Annotated in this window: 18 protein-coding genes; 9 read left to right on the top strand and 9 right to left on the bottom strand. The window is 65.5% G+C overall.

The genetic code is table 11. The features are described from left to right. Window positions 1-21: 21 nt before the first annotated feature. Complete coding sequence (gyrA, locus tag ACQR03_RS07235; protein ID WP_315827548.1) at window positions 22-2,766, top strand: DNA gyrase subunit A; 2,745 nt, start codon at window positions 22-24, stop codon at window positions 2,764-2,766. A gap of 34 nt (window positions 2,767-2,800) precedes the next feature. Here the strand turns inward: gyrA and ACQR03_RS07230 are convergent, their stop codons facing one another. Beyond that, a complete protein-coding gene (locus ACQR03_RS07230; protein WP_434841149.1) occupies window positions 2,801-3,058 on the bottom strand; it encodes a hypothetical protein in 258 nt (85 codons plus the stop codon). Between the two features lie 293 nt (window positions 3,059-3,351). On the opposite strand from ACQR03_RS07230, the gene coaD reads away from it, so the two are divergent. From coaD to queA, 4 genes are all read left to right on the top strand, one after another. After that, complete coding sequence (gene coaD / locus ACQR03_RS07225) at window positions 3,352-3,846, top strand: pantetheine-phosphate adenylyltransferase (protein WP_315827550.1); 495 nt, start codon at window positions 3,352-3,354, stop codon at window positions 3,844-3,846. Between the two features lie 68 nt (window positions 3,847-3,914). Continuing rightward, window positions 3,915-4,478 carry a peptidylprolyl isomerase gene (locus ACQR03_RS07220; RefSeq protein WP_315711771.1) on the top strand — a complete coding sequence of 188 codons (564 nt, stop codon included), beginning with the start codon at window positions 3,915-3,917 and terminating at the stop codon, window positions 4,476-4,478. Between the two features lie 294 nt (window positions 4,479-4,772). Further along, a complete protein-coding gene (locus ACQR03_RS07215) occupies window positions 4,773-5,237 on the top strand; it encodes a peptidylprolyl isomerase (RefSeq protein WP_315799860.1) in 465 nt (154 codons plus the stop codon). 139 nt (window positions 5,238-5,376) lie between these two features. Then, the gene (gene queA, locus ACQR03_RS07210) at window positions 5,377-6,471 is read left to right on the top strand and encodes a tRNA preQ1(34) S-adenosylmethionine ribosyltransferase-isomerase QueA (RefSeq protein ID WP_315751039.1); all 1,095 of its coding nucleotides are present in this window, start codon (window positions 5,377-5,379) and stop codon (window positions 6,469-6,471) included. 39 nt (window positions 6,472-6,510) lie between these two features. Here queA and ACQR03_RS07205 read toward each other — a convergent pair whose 3' ends face one another. Next, entirely contained in the window at window positions 6,511-7,536 is a 1,026-nt protein-coding gene (locus tag ACQR03_RS07205; RefSeq protein WP_316192965.1) for an aspartate-semialdehyde dehydrogenase, read from the bottom strand. A gap of 272 nt (window positions 7,537-7,808) precedes the next feature. Between ACQR03_RS07205 and tgt the strand changes: the two genes are divergently transcribed. After that, window positions 7,809-8,963 carry a tRNA guanosine(34) transglycosylase Tgt gene (tgt, locus tag ACQR03_RS07200; protein ID WP_315751041.1) on the top strand — a complete coding sequence of 385 codons (1,155 nt, stop codon included), beginning with the start codon at window positions 7,809-7,811 and terminating at the stop codon, window positions 8,961-8,963. Between the two features lie 183 nt (window positions 8,964-9,146). On the opposite strand, the gene ACQR03_RS07195 is transcribed toward tgt, so the two are convergent. Further along, complete coding sequence (locus tag ACQR03_RS07195) at window positions 9,147-9,365, bottom strand: hypothetical protein (protein WP_315751042.1); 219 nt, start codon at window positions 9,363-9,365, stop codon at window positions 9,147-9,149. A gap of 487 nt (window positions 9,366-9,852) precedes the next feature. On the opposite strand from ACQR03_RS07195, the gene cysK reads away from it, so the two are divergent. Further along, window positions 9,853-10,815 carry a cysteine synthase A gene (gene cysK, locus ACQR03_RS07190; RefSeq protein ID WP_315751043.1) on the top strand — a complete coding sequence of 321 codons (963 nt, stop codon included), beginning with the start codon at window positions 9,853-9,855 and terminating at the stop codon, window positions 10,813-10,815. A 2-nt stretch (window positions 10,816-10,817) separates the two neighbouring features. Then, window positions 10,818-11,057: a BrnA antitoxin family protein gene (locus ACQR03_RS07185; protein WP_434841148.1), complete on the top strand. Its 240-nt coding sequence runs from the start codon at window positions 10,818-10,820 to the stop codon at window positions 11,055-11,057. A gap of 75 nt (window positions 11,058-11,132) precedes the next feature. On the opposite strand, the gene ACQR03_RS07180 is transcribed toward ACQR03_RS07185, so the two are convergent. Further along, window positions 11,133-12,593, bottom strand: a complete 1,461-nt coding sequence (locus tag ACQR03_RS07180; RefSeq protein WP_315711785.1) for a caspase family protein — start codon at window positions 12,591-12,593, stop codon at window positions 11,133-11,135. Between the two features lie 198 nt (window positions 12,594-12,791). Further along, window positions 12,792-13,682 (bottom strand): DMT family transporter, encoded by an 891-nt coding sequence (locus ACQR03_RS07175; protein WP_315751044.1) that lies wholly within the window; start codon window positions 13,680-13,682, stop codon window positions 12,792-12,794. 211 nt (window positions 13,683-13,893) lie between these two features. Here ACQR03_RS07175 and ACQR03_RS07170 point away from each other — a divergent pair, with 211 nt between their 5' ends. Next, the gene (locus tag ACQR03_RS07170) at window positions 13,894-14,124 is read left to right on the top strand and encodes a hypothetical protein (protein WP_315711788.1); all 231 of its coding nucleotides are present in this window, start codon (window positions 13,894-13,896) and stop codon (window positions 14,122-14,124) included. Window positions 14,125-14,130: 6 nt separating this feature from the next. Here ACQR03_RS07170 and ACQR03_RS07165 read toward each other — a convergent pair whose 3' ends face one another. The 4 genes from ACQR03_RS07165 to ACQR03_RS07150 form a co-directional block, all read right to left on the bottom strand. Then, complete coding sequence (locus ACQR03_RS07165) at window positions 14,131-14,598, bottom strand: hypothetical protein (protein ID WP_409977878.1); 468 nt, start codon at window positions 14,596-14,598, stop codon at window positions 14,131-14,133. A gap of 22 nt (window positions 14,599-14,620) precedes the next feature. After that, the gene (locus ACQR03_RS07160) at window positions 14,621-14,971 is read right to left on the bottom strand and encodes a hypothetical protein (protein WP_315751045.1); all 351 of its coding nucleotides are present in this window, start codon (window positions 14,969-14,971) and stop codon (window positions 14,621-14,623) included. Between the two features lie 298 nt (window positions 14,972-15,269). Further along, the gene (locus tag ACQR03_RS07155) at window positions 15,270-15,863 is read right to left on the bottom strand and encodes a formyltransferase family protein (protein ID WP_315711792.1); all 594 of its coding nucleotides are present in this window, start codon (window positions 15,861-15,863) and stop codon (window positions 15,270-15,272) included. A gap of 700 nt (window positions 15,864-16,563) precedes the next feature. Further along, window positions 16,564-20,790 carry a sulfotransferase gene (locus ACQR03_RS07150; RefSeq protein WP_316192964.1) on the bottom strand — a complete coding sequence of 1,409 codons (4,227 nt, stop codon included), beginning with the start codon at window positions 20,788-20,790 and terminating at the stop codon, window positions 16,564-16,566. Window positions 20,791-20,900: the final 110 nt, after the last annotated feature.

Below are 20,900 nucleotides of genomic sequence, written 5' to 3'. Positions count from 1 at the left end.
CAAAACCGACCGGTATCCCCTTTGTCCGATAAAGAAGATGAGAAGCCCGGCGAGCCGGGCGGACCTTCCGACATTCGTCCCGTCTCCATCCTCGATGAGATGAAGCGCTCCTACCTCGATTACGCGATGAGCGTGATCGTGTCGCGAGCGCTGCCCGATGCGCGCGACGGCCTGAAGCCGGTGCATCGGCGCATCCTCTATTCGATGTACGAGCAGGGGCACACGCCCGACAAGAAATACGTCAAGTCCGCGCGCGTGGTCGGTGACGTCATCGGTAAATACCATCCGCATGGCGACCAGTCGATCTACGACGCCATGGTGCGCATGGCGCAGGACTTCTCGATGCGCGTGCCGCTGATCGACGGCCAGGGCAATTTCGGCTCCGTCGACGGCGATCCGCCGGCCGCCTACCGATACACCGAAGCGAAGCTCGCCAAGTCGGCGATCCCGCTGCTCGACGACATCGACAAGGACACCGTCGACTTCCAGCCGAACTACGACAATTCGGACAAGGAACCGTCGGTTCTTCCGGCCAAATATCCGAACCTGCTGGTCAATGGCGCCGGCGGCATCGCGGTCGGCATGGCCACCAACATTCCGCCGCACAATCTCGGCGAGGTGATCGATGCCTGCATCGCGCTGATCGACAATCCGGCGCTCACGATCGACGAGCTCATCAACATCATTCCGGGGCCGGATTTCCCGACCGGCGGCATCATTCTTGGACGCGCCGGCGTCCGCTCGGCCTATCATCTGGGCCGCGGCTCGATCATGATGCGCGGCAAGGTGACGATCGACACGATCCGCAAGGATCGCGAGGCGATCATCATCTCCGAGATTCCCTACCAGGTGAACAAGGCCACGATGGTCGAGCGCATCGCCGAATTGGTGCGCGAGAAGAAGGTCGAAGGCGTTGCCGACCTGCGCGACGAGAGCGACCGCGACGGCTACCGCGTCGTCGTCGAGCTGAAGCGCGACGCCGTGCCGGACGTCGTGCTCAACCAGCTCTACAAGTTCACGCCGCTGCAGACGAGCTTCGCCGCCAACATGCTGGCGCTCGACGGCGGCCGCCCGCAGACGATGACGTTGAAGGACCTGCTGACGATCTTCGTCGCGTTCCGCGAGCGTGTCGTCACGCGCAGGACCAAGTTCCTGCTCAACAAGGCGCGCGACCGCGCCCACATCCTGGTCGGCCTCGCCGTGGCCGTGGCCAATATCGACGAGGTCATCCGGGTCATCAGGACCTCGCCCGATCCTGCGTCCGCGCGCGAGGCGTTGATGTCGCGCGACTGGCCGGCGCGCGACGTCGAGGCCATCATCACGTTGATCGACGATCCGCGTCATCGCCTCGCCGAGGACGGTACCATCCGGCTGTCGTTCGAGCAGGCCAAGGCGATTCTCGACCTGCGTCTGCAGCGCCTGACCGCGCTCGGCCGTGAAGAGATTTCCGACGAACTCGACAAGCTCAAGGTCGAGATCAACGACTATCTCGACATCCTGCGCTCGCGGGCGCGGGTGCAGGGGATCATCAAGGACGAGCTCGCCGCGATCAAGGCGGAGTTCGGCACGCCGCGCCGCACCGTGATCGCCGAGCAGGAAGGCGAGGTCGAGGACGAGGACCTGATCCAGCGCGAGGACATGGTCGTGACCGTGTCGCATGCCGGCTACACCAAGCGCGTGCCGCTGTCGGCCTATCGGGCGCAGCGCCGCGGCGGCAAGGGCCGCTCGGGCATGCAGACGCGCGAGGAGGATTTCGTCAGCCGGCTGTTCGTGGCCTCCACGCACACGCCGGTGCTGTTCTTCTCGTCGCGCGGCCAGGTCTACAAGGAGAAGGTCTGGCGGCTGCCGATCGCGGCGCCCAACGGGCGCGGCAAGGCGCTGATCAACATCCTGCCGCTGGAGCAGGGCGAGCGCATCACCACGATCATGCCGCTGCCGGAGGATGAATCCTCCTGGGCCAATCTCGACGTGATGTTCGCCACCACCGGCGGCAACGTCCGCCGCAACAAGCTGTCGGATTTCGTCGACGTGCGCCGCTCCGGCATCATCGCGATGAAGCTCGACGAGGGCGAGGAGATCGTCAACGTGCAGATCTGCACCGAGCGTGACGACGTGCTGCTCACGGCGTCGGGCGGGCAGTGCATCCGATTCCCCGTCACCGACGTGCGCGTCTTCACCGGGCGGACCTCGATGGGCGTGCGCGGCATCGCGCTCGCCGGCGGCGACAAGGTGATTTCGCTGTCGATCCTGCGCCATGTCGAAACGACCTCGGACGAGCGTACGGCGTACTTGAAGATGCGGCGGGCGATGTCGGGCGATGCTGCCACCGAGGAGCCGGTCGAGACCGAGGGCGAGGAGGCGGCCGCTGGCGCGATCCAGCTGTCGCAGGAACGCTATGTCGAGATGTCGGCGCAGGAGCAGGTGGTGCTGACCGTCTCGGTCAACGGCTACGGCAAGCGCACCTCGTCCTACGAGTACCGCACCACCGGCCGCGGCGGCAAAGGCATCGTCGCGATGTCCGTCAACAACCGCAACGGCAAGCTCGTCGCCTCATTCCCGGTCGAGGATGGCGATCAGATCATGCTGGTGACGGACAAGGGGCAGTTGATCCGTTGCCCCGTCGACGGCATCCGCATCGCGGGACGCTCGACCCAGGGCGTCATTGTGTTCGACACCGCCGATGATGAGCATGTCGTGTCGGTGGAGCATATCGGCGAGGAGGCCGAGAACGGCAACGGGGCCAGCGAGCAGGCAAATGGCGAGTAAAGGCGCGACCGGCGAATAGTGAGCAGCTATTCGCTTACTCCGTCCGCTCGACGGAGACCATCCTGGCCTCGCGGACCGTTCCTCTGGTTCCGGCGCTGCGCAGGCAGCCAGCTTCGAAGTTCGGCCAGGCCTGCTGTGAGCAGTCGCGGCCGATCGGTCGATTGTCCAGGCGGTCCGCCTTGGCGAGCGGACGTGGCACGCTGGCTTCGACCTGAGGAGCGAAGCCGGGCAGGAGGGTGATGCCGGCAGCCACCAAGCCGGCCGCTGCGACTGCAGATAGCGCTTTGATCATGACGGTCCCCTGTCTGGGCCGTTCGGCCCGTTGTTCGTTAAGGATTTGATAATCAGTTCGGGTTTCGAGACGTCTTCGCGGAACGGGCGAATTGGTTTCGTCTCTGCGCGAGCGTGTTTCGTGTCCCGAGTTCCGATGAAACAATCGCGGTAGCCGACCACAGTTCCGGCTCCCCGGTGTCGCAGCCCATTTCATTGCGGTGCGGTCTCTCGGCCGCTCTTTGCCCATCACAGCCACGCCAGCGGGCCTGACGGCGGCTTGCCGGCCTGTTCCGGGCGGTATAGGACGGGCGCATGCAACGCATTGCGCTCTATCCGGGCTCGTTCGATCCCGTCACCAACGGCCATCTCGATGTGGTCCGGCAGGCCGTTCATCTCTGCGATCGCCTGATCGTCGCGGTCGGCGTGCATCACGGCAAGAAGCCGCTGTTCTCGACCGAGGAGCGGCTGGCGATGGCGCACGAGATCTTCGGTCCCGTCGCAGCCGCGGCGGGCTGCGGCTTCGAGGCTTCGACCTACGACAATCTGACCGTCACCGCCGCGCAAAAGGCCGGTGCGATCATGATGATCCGGGGCCTGCGCGACGGCACCGATTTCGACTACGAGATGCAGTTGGCCGGCATGAACCAGACCATGGCACCGCAGGTCCAGACGGTGTTCGTTCCAGCCTCGGTGGGTGTCCGTCCGATCGCGGCCACGCTGGTTCGCCAGATCGCCGCCATGGGCGGCGAGATCTCGCATTTCGTGCCGCCGTCGGTGGCCGAAAGTCTCAAGGCCAAGTTCAAGTGATCCTTCGGGCACCGGCCGCTTCCGGCGGTGCCTTCCTCTCCTCATCGTCTCATGTCATCGGAGTTGCCATGATCCGCGCTCTCGCCTTCGTCTTTGCTCTCGTGTTCGCATTGCCGGCGCTGGCCCAGTCGCTGCCTGCCGGCCTCGACAAGCAGAATGCCCTGGTCATCGACACCACCAAGGGCCGCATCATCATCAAGCTGCGCACCGATCTGGCGCCACAGCATGCCGAGCGACTGAAGACGCTGGCGCGCGAAGGCTTCTACAACAACGTGCCGTTCCACCGCGTCATGGACGGCTTCATGGCGCAGACCGGCGACGGCCAGAACTTCAATGGCACCGGCGGCTCGAAGTACCCGAACCTGAAGCAGGAGTTTTCGAGCACGCCGTTCAAGCGCGGCACCGTCGGCATGGCGCGTCGGGGCGATAGCGTCGATTCTGCCAACTCGCAGTTCTTCATCTGCTTCGGCGATGCGTCCTTCCTCAACGGCCAATACACCGTGATCGGCGAGGTCGTGCAGGGCATGGACGTCGTCGACAAGCTCAAGAAGGCGCCTCCGGGCTCGTCGGGCGGTGCCGTCACCGATCCGGACAAGATGGTGAAGGTTCAGGTCGCCTCGGACATCAAGTAGGCAGGCAGAGCGGGGGCATGCCCGGGTCTCGCGCCCGGGTTCCCCCGGGCCTTAAGGAACCTTTTGCCACGTCGCGGAGGCATGCCGATTCTGCCGCCCCGTCACATCGACAGGGCCGGTGGCTTCAGCTTTAAGCGCATTGGGTCTATTCTGGGCCAGCATCGCGGGCCTCGTCGTGCTCGGATTGCCGTCAGGAGGGGTGACGGCCGCACATGGGAAGGCGCCGCGACATTTCAGACCCAGGATTTGCTTTGTCCTGACCCCCGTCAATTCTACAAAAACCGAGAGACCAGAATGGCTGTGACCGAAAATACCTTGATCCTCGAGACCACTCAGGGCCCCGTCACGATCGAGATGCGTCCCGATCTCGCGCCCGGCCATGTCGCGCGCATCAAGGAGCTCGTCCGCGAGGGCTTCTACGACGGCATCGTCTTCCACCGCGTCATCGACGGCTTCATGGCGCAGACCGGCTGCCCGCAGGGCACTGGCACCGGCGGCTCCGGCAAGAAGCTGAAGGCCGAGTTCAACGCCGAGCCGCATGTTCGTGGCACCGCCTCGATGGCGCGTGCGGCCAATCCTGATTCTGGCGACAGCCAGTTCTTCATCTGCTTCGACGACGCCCGCTTCCTGGACAAGCAGTACACGGTCTGGGGCAAGGTCACCGAGGGCATGGAGAACGTCGACAAGATCAAGCGCGGCGAGCCGGTGCAGAACCCGGACAAGATCGTGAAGGCCTACATGGCCGCCGACGCGGCTTAGACTTTGCGATCCTCACGGTGAGGCGCGTGCGCAGCACGCGTCTCGCACCATGAGGCAGACAGTCGGGCCTTCATCCTTCGCGACGCGTGCTGTCGCACGCGTCCCGGGATGAAGGGCCGATGGTCGTCCCAGAACGACGATGCGCACCGACCTGTTCGATTTCCGTCTTCCCCCCGAAAACATCGCGCTCCGCCCGGCGAGCCCGCGCGAGTCCGCGCGCATGCTGGTGGTGCAAGGCGACGGTGTCCTACGCGACCGCACGGTCGCCGACCTGCCGGACTGGCTGGAGCCCGGTGATCAGCTCGTCGTCAACGACACCAAGGTGATCGCGGCGCAGCTGTCCGGTCGGCGCATCAGCCGCGAGACCGAGGCGAAGATCGAGGCGACCCTGATCAAGCGCCTCGACGGCTCGCGCTGGCAGGCGCTGGTGCGGCCCGCCAAGAAGCTCGCGCCAGGCGATACGATCCGGTTCGGCAACGAGGGCAAGGTCTGCCTGCTCGGCCATCTCGACGCCACCGTCGAGGCCAAGGGCGAGGAGGGCGAGCTGACGCTGTCCTTTGTGTTCCATGGGCCAGCGCTCGACCAAGCGATCGCCGATCTCGGCCGGCCGCCGCTGCCGCCCTACATCGCCGGCAAGCGGCCCGCAGACGAGCAGGACGCGACAGACTATCAGACCATGTTCGCGGCCAAAGAGGGCGCGGTGGCTGCGCCGACGGCTGGGCTGCATTTCACGCCGACGCTGGAGCAGCGGCTGCGCGAGCGTGGCGTCGGGCTGCAGCGTGTCACCCTGCATGTCGGCGCCGGCACGTTCCTGCCCGTGAAGGTCGATGACACCGAAGGCCACCGCATGCATGCGGAGTGGGGTAGTCTCACGCCGGACACGGCGGCCGCATTGAACGAGGCGCGCGCCAAGGGCGGCCGCATCGTCGCGGTCGGCACGACGTCGCTGCGGCTCGTGGAGAGCGCGGCGCAGCCCGACGGCACGATCGCGCCGTTCGAGGCGGAGACGTCGATCTTCATTACGCCCGGCTATCGCTTCCGCGCGGTCGATATCCTGATGACCAACTTCCATCTGCCGCGCTCGACGCTGTTCATGCTGGTCTCAGCCTTCGCCGGCTTGGAGACGATGCACGCGGCCTATGCGCATGCGATCCGCAGCGGCTATCGCTTCTATTCGTATGGCGATGCGTGCCTGTTGTTTCGTCAGCCAGACGAGCGCATCGTCGAGCCGTAGGGTGGGCAAAAGGCCCACCCTGCAAGTTCGCCCTGAGAGCTACGCCATCGCCCGCTCGGGCAGGAGCTCGGCGATCTGCACCGCATTGAGCGCAGCGCCCTTGAGCAGCTGATCGGCGGCAACGAACATCGCGATCGAGTGGCCTGACGGATCGGACAGATCCTTGCGGATGCGACCGACCAGCACGTCGTCCTGGCCGGAGGCGTCGACGGGCATCGGGAAGTAGTTCTTGGCGCGGTCGTCGACCACGCGCACGCCGGGCGCGGTCGCCAGGATGCGGCGGACGTCGTCCTCCGAGATCGGCTTCTCGCATTCGAAGTTGATGGATTCACAATGGGCGCGCAGCACCGGCACGCGGACGCAGGTGACGCCGATGGCGATGCCTTCGTCCTCAAAGATCTTGCGGGTCTCGTTGATGACCTTGGTTTCCTCGTCGTTGTAGCCGGTCTCGGGATCGATGGCGGTGTTGTGGCTGAACAGGTTGAAGGCGAACGGATGCGGCATCACCTTGGGCGCGTAGACCTGGCCGTTGAGGCTCGCGCGGGTCGACTGCACCAGCTCGTCCATCGCCGCCGCACCGGCGCCGCTGGCGGCCTGATAGGTCGAGATGATCACGCGCTTGATGCGATTCTTCTGATGGATCGGCCACAGCGGCACCAGCGCCGTGATGGCCGCGCAGTTTGGATTGGCGATGATGCCCTTGTGGTCGCGGATTCGGCGGGCGTTGATCTCCGGGATCACCAGCGGCACGTTCGGATCCATGCGGAAGGCCGAGGAATTGTCCACCACGACGGCGCCGGAGCGCACGGCGATCGGCGCGAACTTCTTGGAAATGCCGCCGCCGGCCGAGAACAGCGCGATGTCGACGCCCTCGAAGGAGCGTTCGGTCAGCTCCTCGATCACGGTGGTCTGGCCGCGGAAGGTCAGGGTCTGGCCGGCCGAGCGGGCGCTCGCCAGCGCCTTGAGCTGGCCGACGCGGACGTTGCGGCGGTCCAGGGTGGCGATGAATTCGGCGCCAACGGCGCCGGTCACGCCGACGATGGCAATGGTGGGATCGTGGGACACGTCTCAAGTCTCCGGTTGAAATTCGGGCAATAAAAAAGCCCCGGACCTTCATCAGGCGGGGCTTCGGTTCGAAGATGGTCGCAATCGAGTTCGACTACGCGCGCACGCCTCCCGAGGCCCTCGTGGGCTTGGTGGTTTTCGTCGTGCGTTTGGTCGAGATCGACATGGCGCGGGACCATAGGGGCGGTCGGAACCGCCGTCAACGGCCGAAATGGACGAAAACGGCGCCATCGCGGTTGAATCGGGGGCCATCCTGACGCAATAAGCCGGCCATGAGCTCCTCGGCCAGCGACCTTCCCAACCATTTCGAACTGCTCGGCAATGACGGCGCGGCCCGCACCGGCCGGCTGACGACGCCGCATGGCGTGGTCCGCACCCCGGCCTTCATGCCGGTCGGCACCGCCGGCGCCATGAAGGGCATCCACTGGCGCGACGTCCGCGAGGCCGGCGCCGACATCGTGCTCGGCAACACCTATCACCTGATGCTGCGGCCCACGGCGGAGCGCATCGCCGCGCTCGGCGGCCTGCAGCGCTTCACCGGCTGGGGCGGGCCGATGCTGACCGATTCCGGCGGCTTCCAGGTGATGTCGCTGTCGGGTTTACGCAAGGTGACCGAGCAGGCGGTGACGTTCCGCTCGCACATCGACGGCGCGAAAATCGAGCTGTCACCGGAGCGCGCCATCGAGGTGCAGCGCCTGCTCAACTCCGACGTCGCGATGCAGCTCGACGAATGCGTGCGGCTGCCGGCCGAGCGCGACGATATCGAGCGCGCGATGCGGCTGTCGCTGCGCTGGGCCGAACGCTGCCGCCGCGCGTTCGAGAGTGCGCCGGCAGGCTACATGCTGTTCGGCATCGTGCAGGGCGGCGATGTGCCCGCACTGCGCGTCGCCAGCGCGCAGGCGCTGGTCGACATCGGCTTCCATGGCTATGCGATCGGCGGCCTGGCCGTCGGCGAGCCGCAGGCGGTCATGCTCGAGATGATCGAGGCGACCGCGCCGGTGCTGCCGGCCGACCGTCCGCGCTACCTGATGGGCGTCGGCACGCCTGACGATCTCCTGGAGTCGGTCCGGCGCGGCATCGACATGTTCGACTGCGTGCTGCCGACCCGCAACGGCCGCCACGGCGTCGCCTACACACGCTTCGGGCCGGTGAACCTGCGCAATGCGCGTCATGCCGATGATGACAGGCCGCTGGATGAGGAGAGCCCGTGGCCGGCGGCGCGCAGCTATGCCCGCGCCTATCTGCATCATCTGATCAAGGCCGGCGAGGCGCTCGGCGCCACGCTGCTGTCGGAAATCAACATTGCCTACTTCCAGCAATTGATGGCCGGGATGCGCGCGGCGATCGCACAAGGGCGCTTCACGGAATTCTACGAGCGCACCAAGGCCGATTGGGCGGGCGGCGACATCGCCCCGCGCGCCGGCTGACGGCCGCTTCAGGTGAAGGCCGCCAGCTCGTTGTGAGCCCGGCCCTATGCGCCGGCCCTCTTGAAATTGTGCTGATCATGCATTGCCGACCTGCCCGACGGTCGCGTTATCCTTAGCGACGGAACGGCCGCGACATCACGTCGCGGAACTCTCTCGCCCTGGCGCCGTTCAGTTGCAGACCGTTCAGTTGCACACGAAGCGGCTTTTCACGGAGTGCTTGGTGACGAAGCCATAGCCGCAGGTGTCGCAGGTCCAGAGATAGCTGATCGCATTGTCAGCCAAATATGCCGACGCCTCCGCGGCAATCATGGAGTCGGAGCAGACCGGGCATGTCGGCAGATCGCAGCCGCGAGGATTCGGGCGTGCGGTTGCGGTCGACACGAGATCAGCGAGTGCTGACATATTGACCTCCTGGACGATCTCTTTGTTGGCGATCTCTGCTTGAACGACGTCAATTTCGAAAAGGGTCGATTTCGAACGAGTCGCGTTCGAACGGGTCTATTCCGACGAGTCCAACTTTCGCGGATATCAAGTCCGTCACACAAAGAGTTTGTTTGGGTGGTCTGTTCTTATGTCTATTCTACAACGGTGCTGTCGTTTGGCACGAACGCCCCGATTGTATCACTCCGAAGATGACATCTTGCTGATGTCCGCCCGGGTTGCAGTCGACCTGCACCGTGAATCTTCGTCCGGCTGAAATCAAGCATACACCGAGTTTATTGACCTTGTCGCAACACAAATGCGTTGGTTTTTCGCAATTTAGCCACGACTTGTTGTGCGCCGCGATCGTCCTAAGATCGCGCAAACGTGCTTGCGCAGCGCAACAGGCTCGCTGAAGATGGTCGGAATCGTTGTCGACGTCGCGCGGGGCGCGCAGAGGAGTGATTTCATGGAGTCGTCAGCACAGCGTCCCGGACGCGGGCGCGTATTTGATTCAATTGTCGACGCGTTCGGCAATACGCCGATTGTGCGGTTGCGAAAGCTGCCGGAGCAAAATGGCGTCAAGGCGACCATCCTCGCCAAGCTGGAATACTTCAATCCCGCCGCGAGCGTGAAGGATCGGATAGGCGTCGGCATGATCCTGGCGATGGAGCAGGCCGGCGTGATCAAGCCCGACACCGTGCTGATCGAGCCGACCTCGGGCAATACCGGCATCGCGCTGGCCTTCGTTGCTGCGGCGCGCGGCTACAAGCTGAAGCTGGTGATGCCGGAGTCGATGTCGGTGGAGCGGCGCAAGATGCTCGCGTTCCTCGGCGCCGAGATCGTGCTGACGCCGGCGTCGCAGGGCATGAAAGGCGCCATCGCCACCGCCGAGGAGCTGTTGCGGACGACGCCGAACTCGGTGATGCCGCAGCAGTTCAAGAACCTCGCAAACCCGGACATCCATCGCCGCACCACCGCCGAGGAGATCTGGAACGACACGGCGGGCAATATCGACGTGTTCGTCGCGGGCGTCGGCACCGGCGGCACCATCACCGGCGTGGGCCAGGTGCTGAAGTCGCGCAAGCCCGGCATCAAGGTGGTCGCGGTCGAGCCGGAGGAGAGCCCGGTGCTGTCGGGCGGCCAGCACTCGCCGCACAAGATCCAGGGCATCGGCGCCGGCTTCGTGCCCGACATTCTCGACCGGTCCGTGATCGACGAGATCGTCAAGATCAACAGCACCACCGCCATCGAGACCTCGCGCGCGCTGGCCCGCAACGAGGGCATTCCCGGCGGTATCTCCTCGGGCGCGGCGATTGCGGCCGCGATCGAGATCGGCAAGCGACCGGAAAGCGCGGGCAAGACGATCCTGGCGATCGTGCCCTCGTTCTCCGAACGTTATCTGTCCACCGCACTGTTCGAGGGGATCTGACCATGGCCGACCAGCCGCGGCGGCCCCGCACGCTCGCTGACGCCCGTACCGAGGCCGAGGCCGCGTTCAAGAAGGTGACCACCAAGCCGGTGGAGGCGCCGCCGAAGAAGGCGGCGGTTCCTGGCGCGCGCGAGCAGGTGACGTTGCGGATCGACCAGGACGTTCTCGAGCACTTTCAGTCCGAAGGGCCGGGCTGGCAGGACCGCATCAATGCGGCGCTGCGCAAGGCGGCAGGGCTCTGAGGGCCGGCTGCATTCTAACGAACAAGCCCGGAGCTCGTGCTCCGGGCTTTTTTTACGCGGGAAAGACGAAGACGTTTACCGGCGGAGCGCGCTGCCGAGCACACCGCCCATCATGCCACCGATGAAGGCGGCGCCGGCGGCGTTGCCCGCGTTGTCCTGCGGCGGCGGATTGCGATAGACCGGCGCACCCTGCGGCGGCGGGCCGCCGGCCGCGACGTTGCCCGCCGGCTTGGCGCGGCGCGGCCTGGCCTCATCGCCGACTGCGGCGGTCGCCGGCGCCGGCTGCGGCTCTGCCAGCAGCGCCTTGTGCTGCAGCTTGGTCAGGAATCCGGTCGACGGATAGCCTCGGGCCGCCTGCCAGCGCTTCATGACGCCGCGGGTCTGGTCGTCGAACACGCCCGTCATCTTGGTGTCGAAGCCAAGACCGGTCAGCCGCCGCTGCACGTCGCGGCGCTTGGTCTTGTCGAGGCCGATCTGATCCTCGCTGACCTGAGTGCCTTCCTCGGTGTAGGTGGCGGGATCGACGCCCTTGGCGACGTTGCGGGTGGCGGTGTTGATGGCCCCGCTCTCGATCGCGGCGATGCGCGCCATCGCCAGCGACTTGAACTGCCCGTTCGGGTAGGTCGAGAGATAGGCGTTGAGCTCTTCCGGCTTGTTGGAGTCCTTCACCGAGCGCCAGAATTCGAGCTCGGCTTCGCCTGCGGTCACGGTGGCCGTCGCGACGGCCGGCGTCGTGCCGGCCGTGGCGGCCGTTGCAGCGGGGGCAGCCGCCGGGTTGAGGTAGACCGCGCCGATCAGGTTGGTATGCCCCCAGGGCAATTGGCCCTTGCTGGTCTCCTCATTGACCTGGGCGCGCACGGCGGTCATGGCCTGCTGAATCTCGACGCCGGGCTGGGCGATGTGCGAGATCAGCGCGCGGGTGAACGGGCTGTTGGCGCCGGCCTCGCCGTCGAGGGCGGTCTGGCCCGGGCCGGTGGCGAACGCGATCAGCGTGCCCTCGCCGGACTTCATCTCGGCCAGACCGGTCTGCACCGACACGCTGCGGGTTGGCGAGTTCGACTTGATCTTGGCGGCGAACGGATTGTCGCGGCAGGCATCGAGGAACACCAGCTTGACCTTGGCGTCCCCCATCGTCTGGTCGAGCGTCACGTCGATATTGATGGCTGAGCCCAGCTTGACGTCCATTTCCGACTTCAGGTCGGCGTCGACCGGCAGCAGGTAGTTGGTGCCCGCAATGGCGATGCCGTGCCCGGCGTAATAGAACACCGCGATGTCGGCGCCCTGCGCCTTGCGACCGAAATCGAGCAGCTTCTCGGTCATCTTGTCGCGCGTGAGATTGGTGCCCTCGACGACGTCGAAGCCGACGTTGCGCAGGGTGGCCGCCATGGCCTTGGCGTCGACCGGCGGGTTCGGCAGTTGAGCCACGCTCTTATAGGCGCCGTTTCCGACGACGAAGGCGACGCGGCGGTCGGCCTTGGCGGCTTCAGCGGTCAGCACCATGCAGAGCAGGGACAGGGCGACGGTGAGATAGCGCATCAGGAGATCCCCCAACGATCAAGCGAAGCGTTCACTGCAGCATTTGTCGCGGATCGGCGCGAAAAGTCTTGTTCCCGGGCAAAAAATCACGCTTCCGCCACAAACCAGTTCGCGGGTGTTGCGCCCGATCCACGACGATCGCGTGTAGCGCGCCGGTTCCGTGATCCGGATCACGCCGCTTGAGGGCTCCCCGGCGCCTCAGGTCCCAGCCGAACTGCCCATCGGCACGGCCCGAGGCTGCGGCGGACGCAGGTTCAGCAGGTTTCCGGCGAGAATCAACGCAGCGCCGACCACGGTCAATCCGTCGAGACGCTCCGCATAGACCAGCCAGCCGACGGTGGCGGTCAGCGGAACGCGGAGAAAATCCATGGGCACCACGATGGTGGCGTCGGCGTAGAGCAGCGCCCGCGTCATGCAGAAATGCGAGAAGGTCCCACAGAAGGCGACGAGGAGGATCCAGCCCCAGGTCGCGGCCGAGGGCGGCGTCCAGAATACGAGCGAAGGGATGAGGCCGGCGATGGATTGCACCACCAGCATCCAGAAGATGATCGACACGGTGGGTTCGGTGCGCGTCAGCAGCTTGACCAGCGCGATCGAGATACCGAAGCCGACCGCGGCGGCCAGCGCGATGAGCTGTCCCGGATTGATCGCCCCGGTATCCGGGCGGACGATCACGACGACGCCGACGAGGCCGAGCCCGATCGCCGCCAGCTTGAACAGGGTGATGCGCTCGCCGAGGAAGGCCGCCGCCAGCAGCGCCGTCCAGATCGGCATCGTGAACTCGATTGCCACCACCTGGCCGATCGGGATCAAGGTGAGCGCGAAGAACCAGCCAAGCTGCGCGCCGTAATGGACGAGGTTGCGCGCCGCGTGCTGCTTGAGGCGCGAGGTGCGCAGCCTGGCAAAGCCGCCGCTAAATGCGATGACCGGCGACAGCATCACCAGGCCGATCAGGCAGCGCAGCTCCATCAGCTCGAACACGTTGAGCTCGCGCATGGCTTCGCGTCCGGCCACCGCCATCACCAGCATCAGGCTGAGCCAGCCCGTCATCCACAGTGCGGCGATCAGTTTCGAAGCGGGACGATTCATGAGGTGGCGGGGAGAGGGAGGAGGGCGGCGAAGGCGGGCTGTATCACCTCGCGTGCAGAGCAATGCAAATGAAATCAACGGTGCAGTGCACCAACGCCGCTGCAGGCTTTGCTCGCGACGGACGCGTGTCATCGAGAAAAACGTGGAGTGTGGCTGTGTTTCGTCCTAAAGCGACCGCCGCGATACAGCCCAAGGCAGCCAGAGACACGACATGACCGAACGCGCCGCTTCAGCCGACTTCGTGACCGCCTTTGCCACCGGCTGGCCGGAGCGGGAGCCTCATCTCATGGTGCTGTCGCTGACCACCCATAAAGGTGTGCAGGACTTCGCCATGACGCGGGAGCAGGCGCTGCTGGTCGCCAAGACCATCAAGCGCACCGCCGCGCAGCTTGCTCCGGCGCCCTCCGCAGGTGCAATCCCCGGCGCCAAGCGTGGCGGTTGATCGAGATCACCGCGACAGTGAAATGTTGGCTGCGCGGAACTGGCTGTCGGCCCGGATCGACACGGACTGCCTCTTGCCGCGGGTGGCGAGCGCGATGTTGGCGTTGAAGCCGGCGGTGGTCGCGAGCAGCTGGAAGTTGCCGCCGCCGCCACGGCCCTGCAGCACGCCATTGATGCCGCGGCTGGTCTCACTCCAGGTCCCCGAGATGGCCGAGCCCTCGGCGATCACCTCGGCCTGCAGCCCGAACTTGTAGGCATCGCTTGCGCAGGTCAGGACGAGCGTCATCCGCGGTCCCGAGACGCCGTAATTGGCCCGGCACCGGATACGCTCGGTTGAGCCGTCCTCAAGGGCAACCGTGCCGCTGCCGCCCCACGTTCCGGCCATGCCGGTGAAGGGGCCCGGATCGGCGTGTCCCGGCGAGGCGGTCATACCCGCTGTCAAAACGACGGCGGCGGCCGCGGCCCGCCGCACCATCTTCAGGAGCGTGTGCGCGCCGTTACAGGCGCGAAGCCTGCCAGCGGCCGCTACAGGGGATGCCGGCCGAGGCGCCGTTCCACTTGCCCGAGCCAGAATTGCCGTTGAGCTGCCCATTCGCATATGCGCCATTGATGGAGACCTTGACGAGGCCTTCGCGTCCAATCGAACCCGACACATTGGCGCCAGCCGCAGAAATCTTACCGTCTGCGACGATCAAGGTCGAGCTGGCCGTGGGCTCGCAGCTGCCACTGTTGGTGACGATCGTCACCTGCCACTGACCGTCATAGGGCGACTGGGCGAATGCGGGGGCGGCCGAGCTACCCACCAGGATCGACGCGGCGAAAGCCATTCCAATGCGGTCGAGACGCATGAATCGTTGTCCCTCAATGTCGTTTGATTGGTACCTTATTTGGAGGAATTGTGACGAAAATTTGCCGCAGCGCCGCAACGAATTTTTATCGAGCAATTTCAGTCCATTAACGATTAATGCGGAACCCGGCTTTGAGCCATTCGGGCGGCATTGTGCGCAAACTGCGCCTTCGCCCACCACATGAGCGGACGACCGCCCACATCCTTCCGCTGACCGCCCATGCTGCCGTTCGCAGGGCACCGCGAAGGCGCCAGCGGGGAGGATGTCCACAACTTATCGGGGCGATGCGATCAGATGTTCAGTGCGGGGTGAGGCTGGGCGCGTTGGTCGCGAACTGCTCGTCCTGCGGCTTGGCCGGAATCGTGCCGGTCGCCTTGGCCGATTCGACGACATCGCCGAGCAACTTGAGCCCGAGCGGTGCGAGAGCGCGCTCCCACAGCTCGCGCGCGGTCTCGCCCTTCTTGACGAAGCACCATTCCTGGGCGGCGATGGCGCCGGCATCCATGCGGTCGGCGAGGTGGTAGATGGTGCCGCCCGCGATCGGATCGCCCTCCTTGATGGTCCACTCCACTGCGGCGATGCCCCGGTGGCGCGGCAGCAGCGAGGGATGGTAGCCGATGCCGCCGAGCCGGGCGGCTGCGACGGCCTCGTGGGTGACGCGGGCGTGGCTATGTGCCGTGACGATCAGGTCCGTGTCGGGGGCGATCTCACCGGCGGGCACGACCTTCGGATTGGCCTGGACCACGACCTCGATCCCGGCTGCTCGCGCCGCGGCTGCGAGCCGGTCCTCGCCATCATGAACGACGACCCGCGCGATCTCGATTCCTCTCTCGCGCAGCATGTTCAGTGTGGCGACACCGAAATGGCGGGAGCCGACGAGAGTGATGCGCATGGTCAGGGATCTTCCACGGTTGGGGGCTGGATCCGGTCGGGCTCTGACCGGATGAAACGGGTCAAACCAAGCCTTGGCCTCCAGGTCAAGCGCCTGCTGGGCCGTCGTCACAGTCTGGCTTCGTCCGGCCGGTGGAGGCGCTGGGGGGATTCAAACGGGAAAGGAGAAAGCTGCTGCGAGCCAGAGTTGGGCGGGCGCTTCAACCTCGCCGAATGCCGTGGGGCGCCATCAAGGTGCAGGCCGAGATGACCGTGGCGGATGACACACCCTCGTTGGGACCGGCGTCAGCATCAGATGGACCGCGAGGCAGGACCGATACCCGAAACTCGCCGAAAGGTTGTGTCCGGACCGGTGCCGCATCGCGGCATGCCCGTCGACAGGCCTCAAACCCCTTAGGAGCGAACTATCAATTGAACTGATAAGGACGACCGAAGGTGCTATCCTGGTGGCTCATGGGTTCGATCTGGCCGGTCTGCGAACGCAATTCGCCTCAGCCAATGGCTGAGTGGATAGATAAACCTTTGATTGTGTAATTAGTTGTCGGTCTGCGTATTAAAACTGACGCTTCTGCATATGACGAAGATAATTTCTTAAAGGCCACGGAGCACAATGCTCCGGCCGCTCCGCCGCGCGGCCGGATAGCCGGGTGCCGCGCCTGTCACCAATCCCTGGGCAACAGCACCCGGTTATTTGCCGGCGGTCATGTGGATTCCGGCGGCGGAAGGTCGATGCCGAGGGCTTCGCAAAGCGGTCCGAGATGTTTCTCGTAGCGGCGCCAGCTTCCGATCGACCGGCGGTAGATCGGCTCGCGCACCTGCATCAGGCTCGCCGTGCGCACCATGCGCTCGGTGCGATGGAAGTCGAGGCAGGCATCCTCCCAGTCGAGGCCGCAATGATCGAGCACGCGGCGCGACACGCCCTCGAGGTCGTCGACCAGATCCTCGTATCGAACGTCCATCAGGACGCCGGGCGGCAGCACCTGGTGCCAGTGTTCCATCACGCCCTCATAGCCCCGGTAGTAGTGGCCGAGCTCGGTCAGGTCGTAAGCAAAGGGCTGTGAGCCGGTGAACAGCAGCGAGTAGCAGGAAACGCAATTGTCGAGCGGGTCGCGCCGCGTGTTGATGATCCTGGCGCGCGGGAACGCCGCATGGATCATCCCGACGAACAGGAAGTTCAGCGGCATCTTGTCGACGATGCGCTCGGCCTCGGGCGCCAGCGTCCGAACGCGGGCGGTGTACTCCTGACCGATCTTCGTCATCTCCTCGGGTGGCAGCAGCGTGATCAGATCGGGATACGCCGGAACGATCTTCTGGCGGTTGGCGCATTCGCCGACGAGATCCTTGAAGGTCTCGAGCTCGCCCGCGCCGAAGACCTTGGAATGGCTGGCCAGCACCTGCTCCATCAGGGTGGTTCCTGAGCGCGGCATGCCGACGATGAAGATCGGGGCCCAGGAGTCGTCGCCGTGCCCTGCAACCATGCGAAAGAACTCGGGCGTGAAGCGCGCCGCGACATTTTTCATCATCCCGAGCCGCTGCTCGGAGTCGTAGTCGAAGGTCTTGCGCTTGAGGGTGTTCGCCTTGTGCAGATGCGAGAATGCCTGGTCGTAGTCCTTCAGGTCGGACAACGCCTTGCCCATCGCGAAATGGGCTGCGATCTGCTTCTCCTGATCGAGCCGGTCGACGCGTTCGAGGAGCTGCCGCAGACCAGGAAGCCGGCTGTCGTCCGGCTTGAACTTCGACATGTTCGCGAGATTGAGATGGATCGGCGCGTCGTCCGGCGCCAGCTCCAAGGCATTCTGGAACGCCGCCGTCGCCTCGTCGAAGCGGCCGAGCGCCTGGTAGGCGACGCCGAGATTGTTGTAGGAGCCGAAGCGTTCCGGCTTGATCTTGATGGCCAGCAGGTTCTGCTCGATCGATTCCTCGAGCCGGTTGAGCTCAAGGAAGGCATTGCCGAGATTGCCATAGGCGTCGGCATAGTCGGGCCGGCTCGCGATCGCCCGCTTGTAGTGCTCGATGGCGCGCTCGCGATGGCCCTGGCGCAGCAGCACGTTGGCGATGTTGTTGTGGGTCTCGGCGTGTTCAGGACTGAAGTCGAGAACCTTGAGATAGTGCTTCGCCGCCTCGATGTCCTTGCCCGCCGTATAGAGCAGGTTGCCGAGCGCAAAATGCGCATCGAGGTGCTGCGGCTTGTTGTCGATCGCCCGCCGGAGCAGGGCCATCGCCTCGTCGATCAGCCCCTGGTTCTGGCGCACCATGGCGAAGGCATAGAGGATGCCGGCGTGGCTCGGCGCCAGCGCAAGTGCCGTCTCGTAGTGCTGGACGGCCGTCTCATAATGGCCGGCGGAGGCCTCGACGGCTCCGATGCTGCCATGGGCCTCGGCGGACTTGTCGTTCACCGCGACCGCGCGCCGGAAGAACTCCTTGGCCTCGTCGAGCCGGTTGGTGGTGGTGCAGACCATGCCGAGCCCGACCAGCGCGTCGAACTGGTTCGGCTGCCCCGCGAGGATCAGCTTGAAGATCGTCTCGGCATCCTTGAAGTCACCGCGGCCTTGCAGCTTCTTTGCCACGGCGGCGGCGCCTTCGGCCAGAGTCTGCAGCGATCCGGCCTGCTGCGAAGCGAAGGAAAGCGATGCTGTCGTCGGCGTCACCACGGGCGGAGCGACGTTCACCGGCTGGGGCGGCTTGGCGCCCGCGATCGCCTCGGCAATCGTCGGCCGCACGGCCTCGCTGCCGAGCGCATCGAGCAGCGGCTTGAGCCGGTCGCCATACATGCGCCAGCGGCCGACCGATCCGGAGAACAGCGGCTTACGGACCTGGACCAGGCTGGCGGTGTTCACCGGACGCTCGTTCTCGTGGAACGACAGGCAGGCGTCATCCCAATCGAGCCCGCAATGCGCAACGATCTTGCGGGCATGCGCATCGAAGTCGCGCACCATGTCCTCATACGTCACCTCCAGCATGACGCCCTCTGGCAGCACCGAGCGCCAATGGCTCATCAAGGCGTCGTAGGCCCGGTAGTAGCGGCCGAGCTCGGCCAGATCGTAGGCGAAGGGCTGCGGCTCGGCGAACAGTTGGGTGTAGCAGGACAGGCAGGTGTCGATCGGATTGCGCCGGACGTGAATGATCCGGGCATTCGGCAGCGCGAGATGGATCAGCCCGGCGAACAGGAAGTTCGACGGCATCTTGTCGACGATGCGCTTGGTGTCCGCCGGCAGGTCCGTGAACCGGTCGAGATAGGCGTGCGCGAGGGTCGTGATGTCGGCGTCGGACAGCTTGGCGAGCATCTCCGGATAGTCACCGCGGTCACGATCGGTGAACAGCCCCGCGGCGGCCGCGAAATAGTTGACCTCGCCGGCGCCATGCACGGCGGAATGGCTGGCGAGGAGCTGCTCGACCAGGCTGGTGCCGGACCGGGGCATGCCGATGACGAACACCGGCGCGTGCGATGGATCGCCATGGCCTGCGCGCGCCTGTAGCATGTCCCTGGAGAACACCGCGCGGATGCGCTCGATCTGGCGCAGCGTCTGGTTCTCGTCATAGTTGATGCGGCGGCGCTCGAGAGCATTGCCGGCGTTGAGGTGCACCAGCGACCGTTCGCCGTCCTTGATGTCGGCATAAGCCCGCCCGAGGGTGAAGTGCAGGGCGATGCGCGCATCCTCGGTGAGTGTCTCCGATCTCGCGGCCAGATCCTGCAGAGGTGCCCAGCGCGCGTCGTCGACCGCGAACGGCTTGACCACGCCGTAATTGAGGTGCGTGCCGATACTGCGCGGGTTGACAGCCAGGGCCGATTCATACGCGAGCGCCGCCTCGTCGAGCCGCCCCAGGATCATCAGCACGCCAGCGAGATGGTTCATCGTCGTGGCATCGCGGGGATCGTGGGCGAGGGCGGTTCGATAGCTCGCGACGGCGTCCTCGTAGCGCTGGATGTCGCGCAGCGCATCGCCGCGGTTGCGGTGGGCGACGGCATAGTCGGGGCGCCGGCGTACCGCCTCGTCGTAATGCGCGAGCGCCAGGTCGTGCTTGCCGCGCGATCGCAGCGCATTGGCGAGGTTGTTATGGGCCTCCGGGAAGTCCGGCCGCGCGGCGATGGCACGCTCGTAATGGAAGATGGCGGCAGGGCCGCTCTTCATCTCCAGGTGCAGATTGCCGAGATTGTAGTGCGCCTCTGCGAGCCGGGGGTTCAGGGCAAGGGCCTGCTGATAGGTGTGGATCGCGGCGTCGAGCTGACCGGTGGCCTGCTGACAGCCGCCGATGTTGAGCAGCACGACCGGCGCGTTGGGCTGGATCGCGAGCGCGCGCGAGTAGTGGACAATGGCTTCCGAGTGCCGCCCAAGCATGCGGCAGGCGTCGCCAAGGCTGGCGGCGGCTGCGGCGAAATCCGGCCGCGCGTCGAGTGCGGCCTCGTGATGCGCGAGCGCGCGCTCGTACTGGTCGAGGCGCTGCAAGGCAAAGCCGAGCGCCTGGTGCGCATCGGCGCTGCCCGCGTCCGCAGCCAGCAACAGCTCCAGATGCCGAACCGCGCCGGCAGGATCGCCGAGGCTGGTGAGCGCGCTGCCGAGCAGAAGCCTGGCCTCGGTCGAGGTCTCGTCGAGCGCGACGGCGCGCTGCAGATGCGCGCTCGCTTTGGCGAGGTCGCCGAGGCCTGCGAAGGACTTGCCGAGCGACAGGTGCAGATCCGCGGCGTCACCGGCTTCCTCTGCGGCCTGGTCGAGCAGGTCGCGTGCCTCATGTGTGTCGCCGAGCTGCAGGCGGACCATGGCGAGGCTGCACAGGGTGCGGAAATGACGGGGCTGAAGCGAAAGAACCTTCCGGTAGGCCTGCTCGGCGATGCGCAAGGCTTGATCATTGAGCGCGGCCGCCGACGGCTGTCTGCCGTCGGACGCTGCGGGGACGAGGCGGGGACGGAAGGCGACGGCGAGCTCGTTCATGATGGCAACTTGCTGAATGTTCGACGAATGCCGTTGTCGAGGCGGATTGAAGCGAAACGGAGGCTTAGGTGAGGCCGATCGCAAACGGTCGGCTAGAACCCTTCGAGCAG

The organism is Bradyrhizobium sp. HKCCYLS3070 (assembly GCF_051167575.1).
Classification (GTDB): Bacteria; Pseudomonadota; Alphaproteobacteria; order Rhizobiales; family Xanthobacteraceae; genus Bradyrhizobium.
The sequence above is the reverse complement of the archived record's forward strand: the minus strand, read 5'-3'. Positions and strand labels throughout refer to the sequence as shown.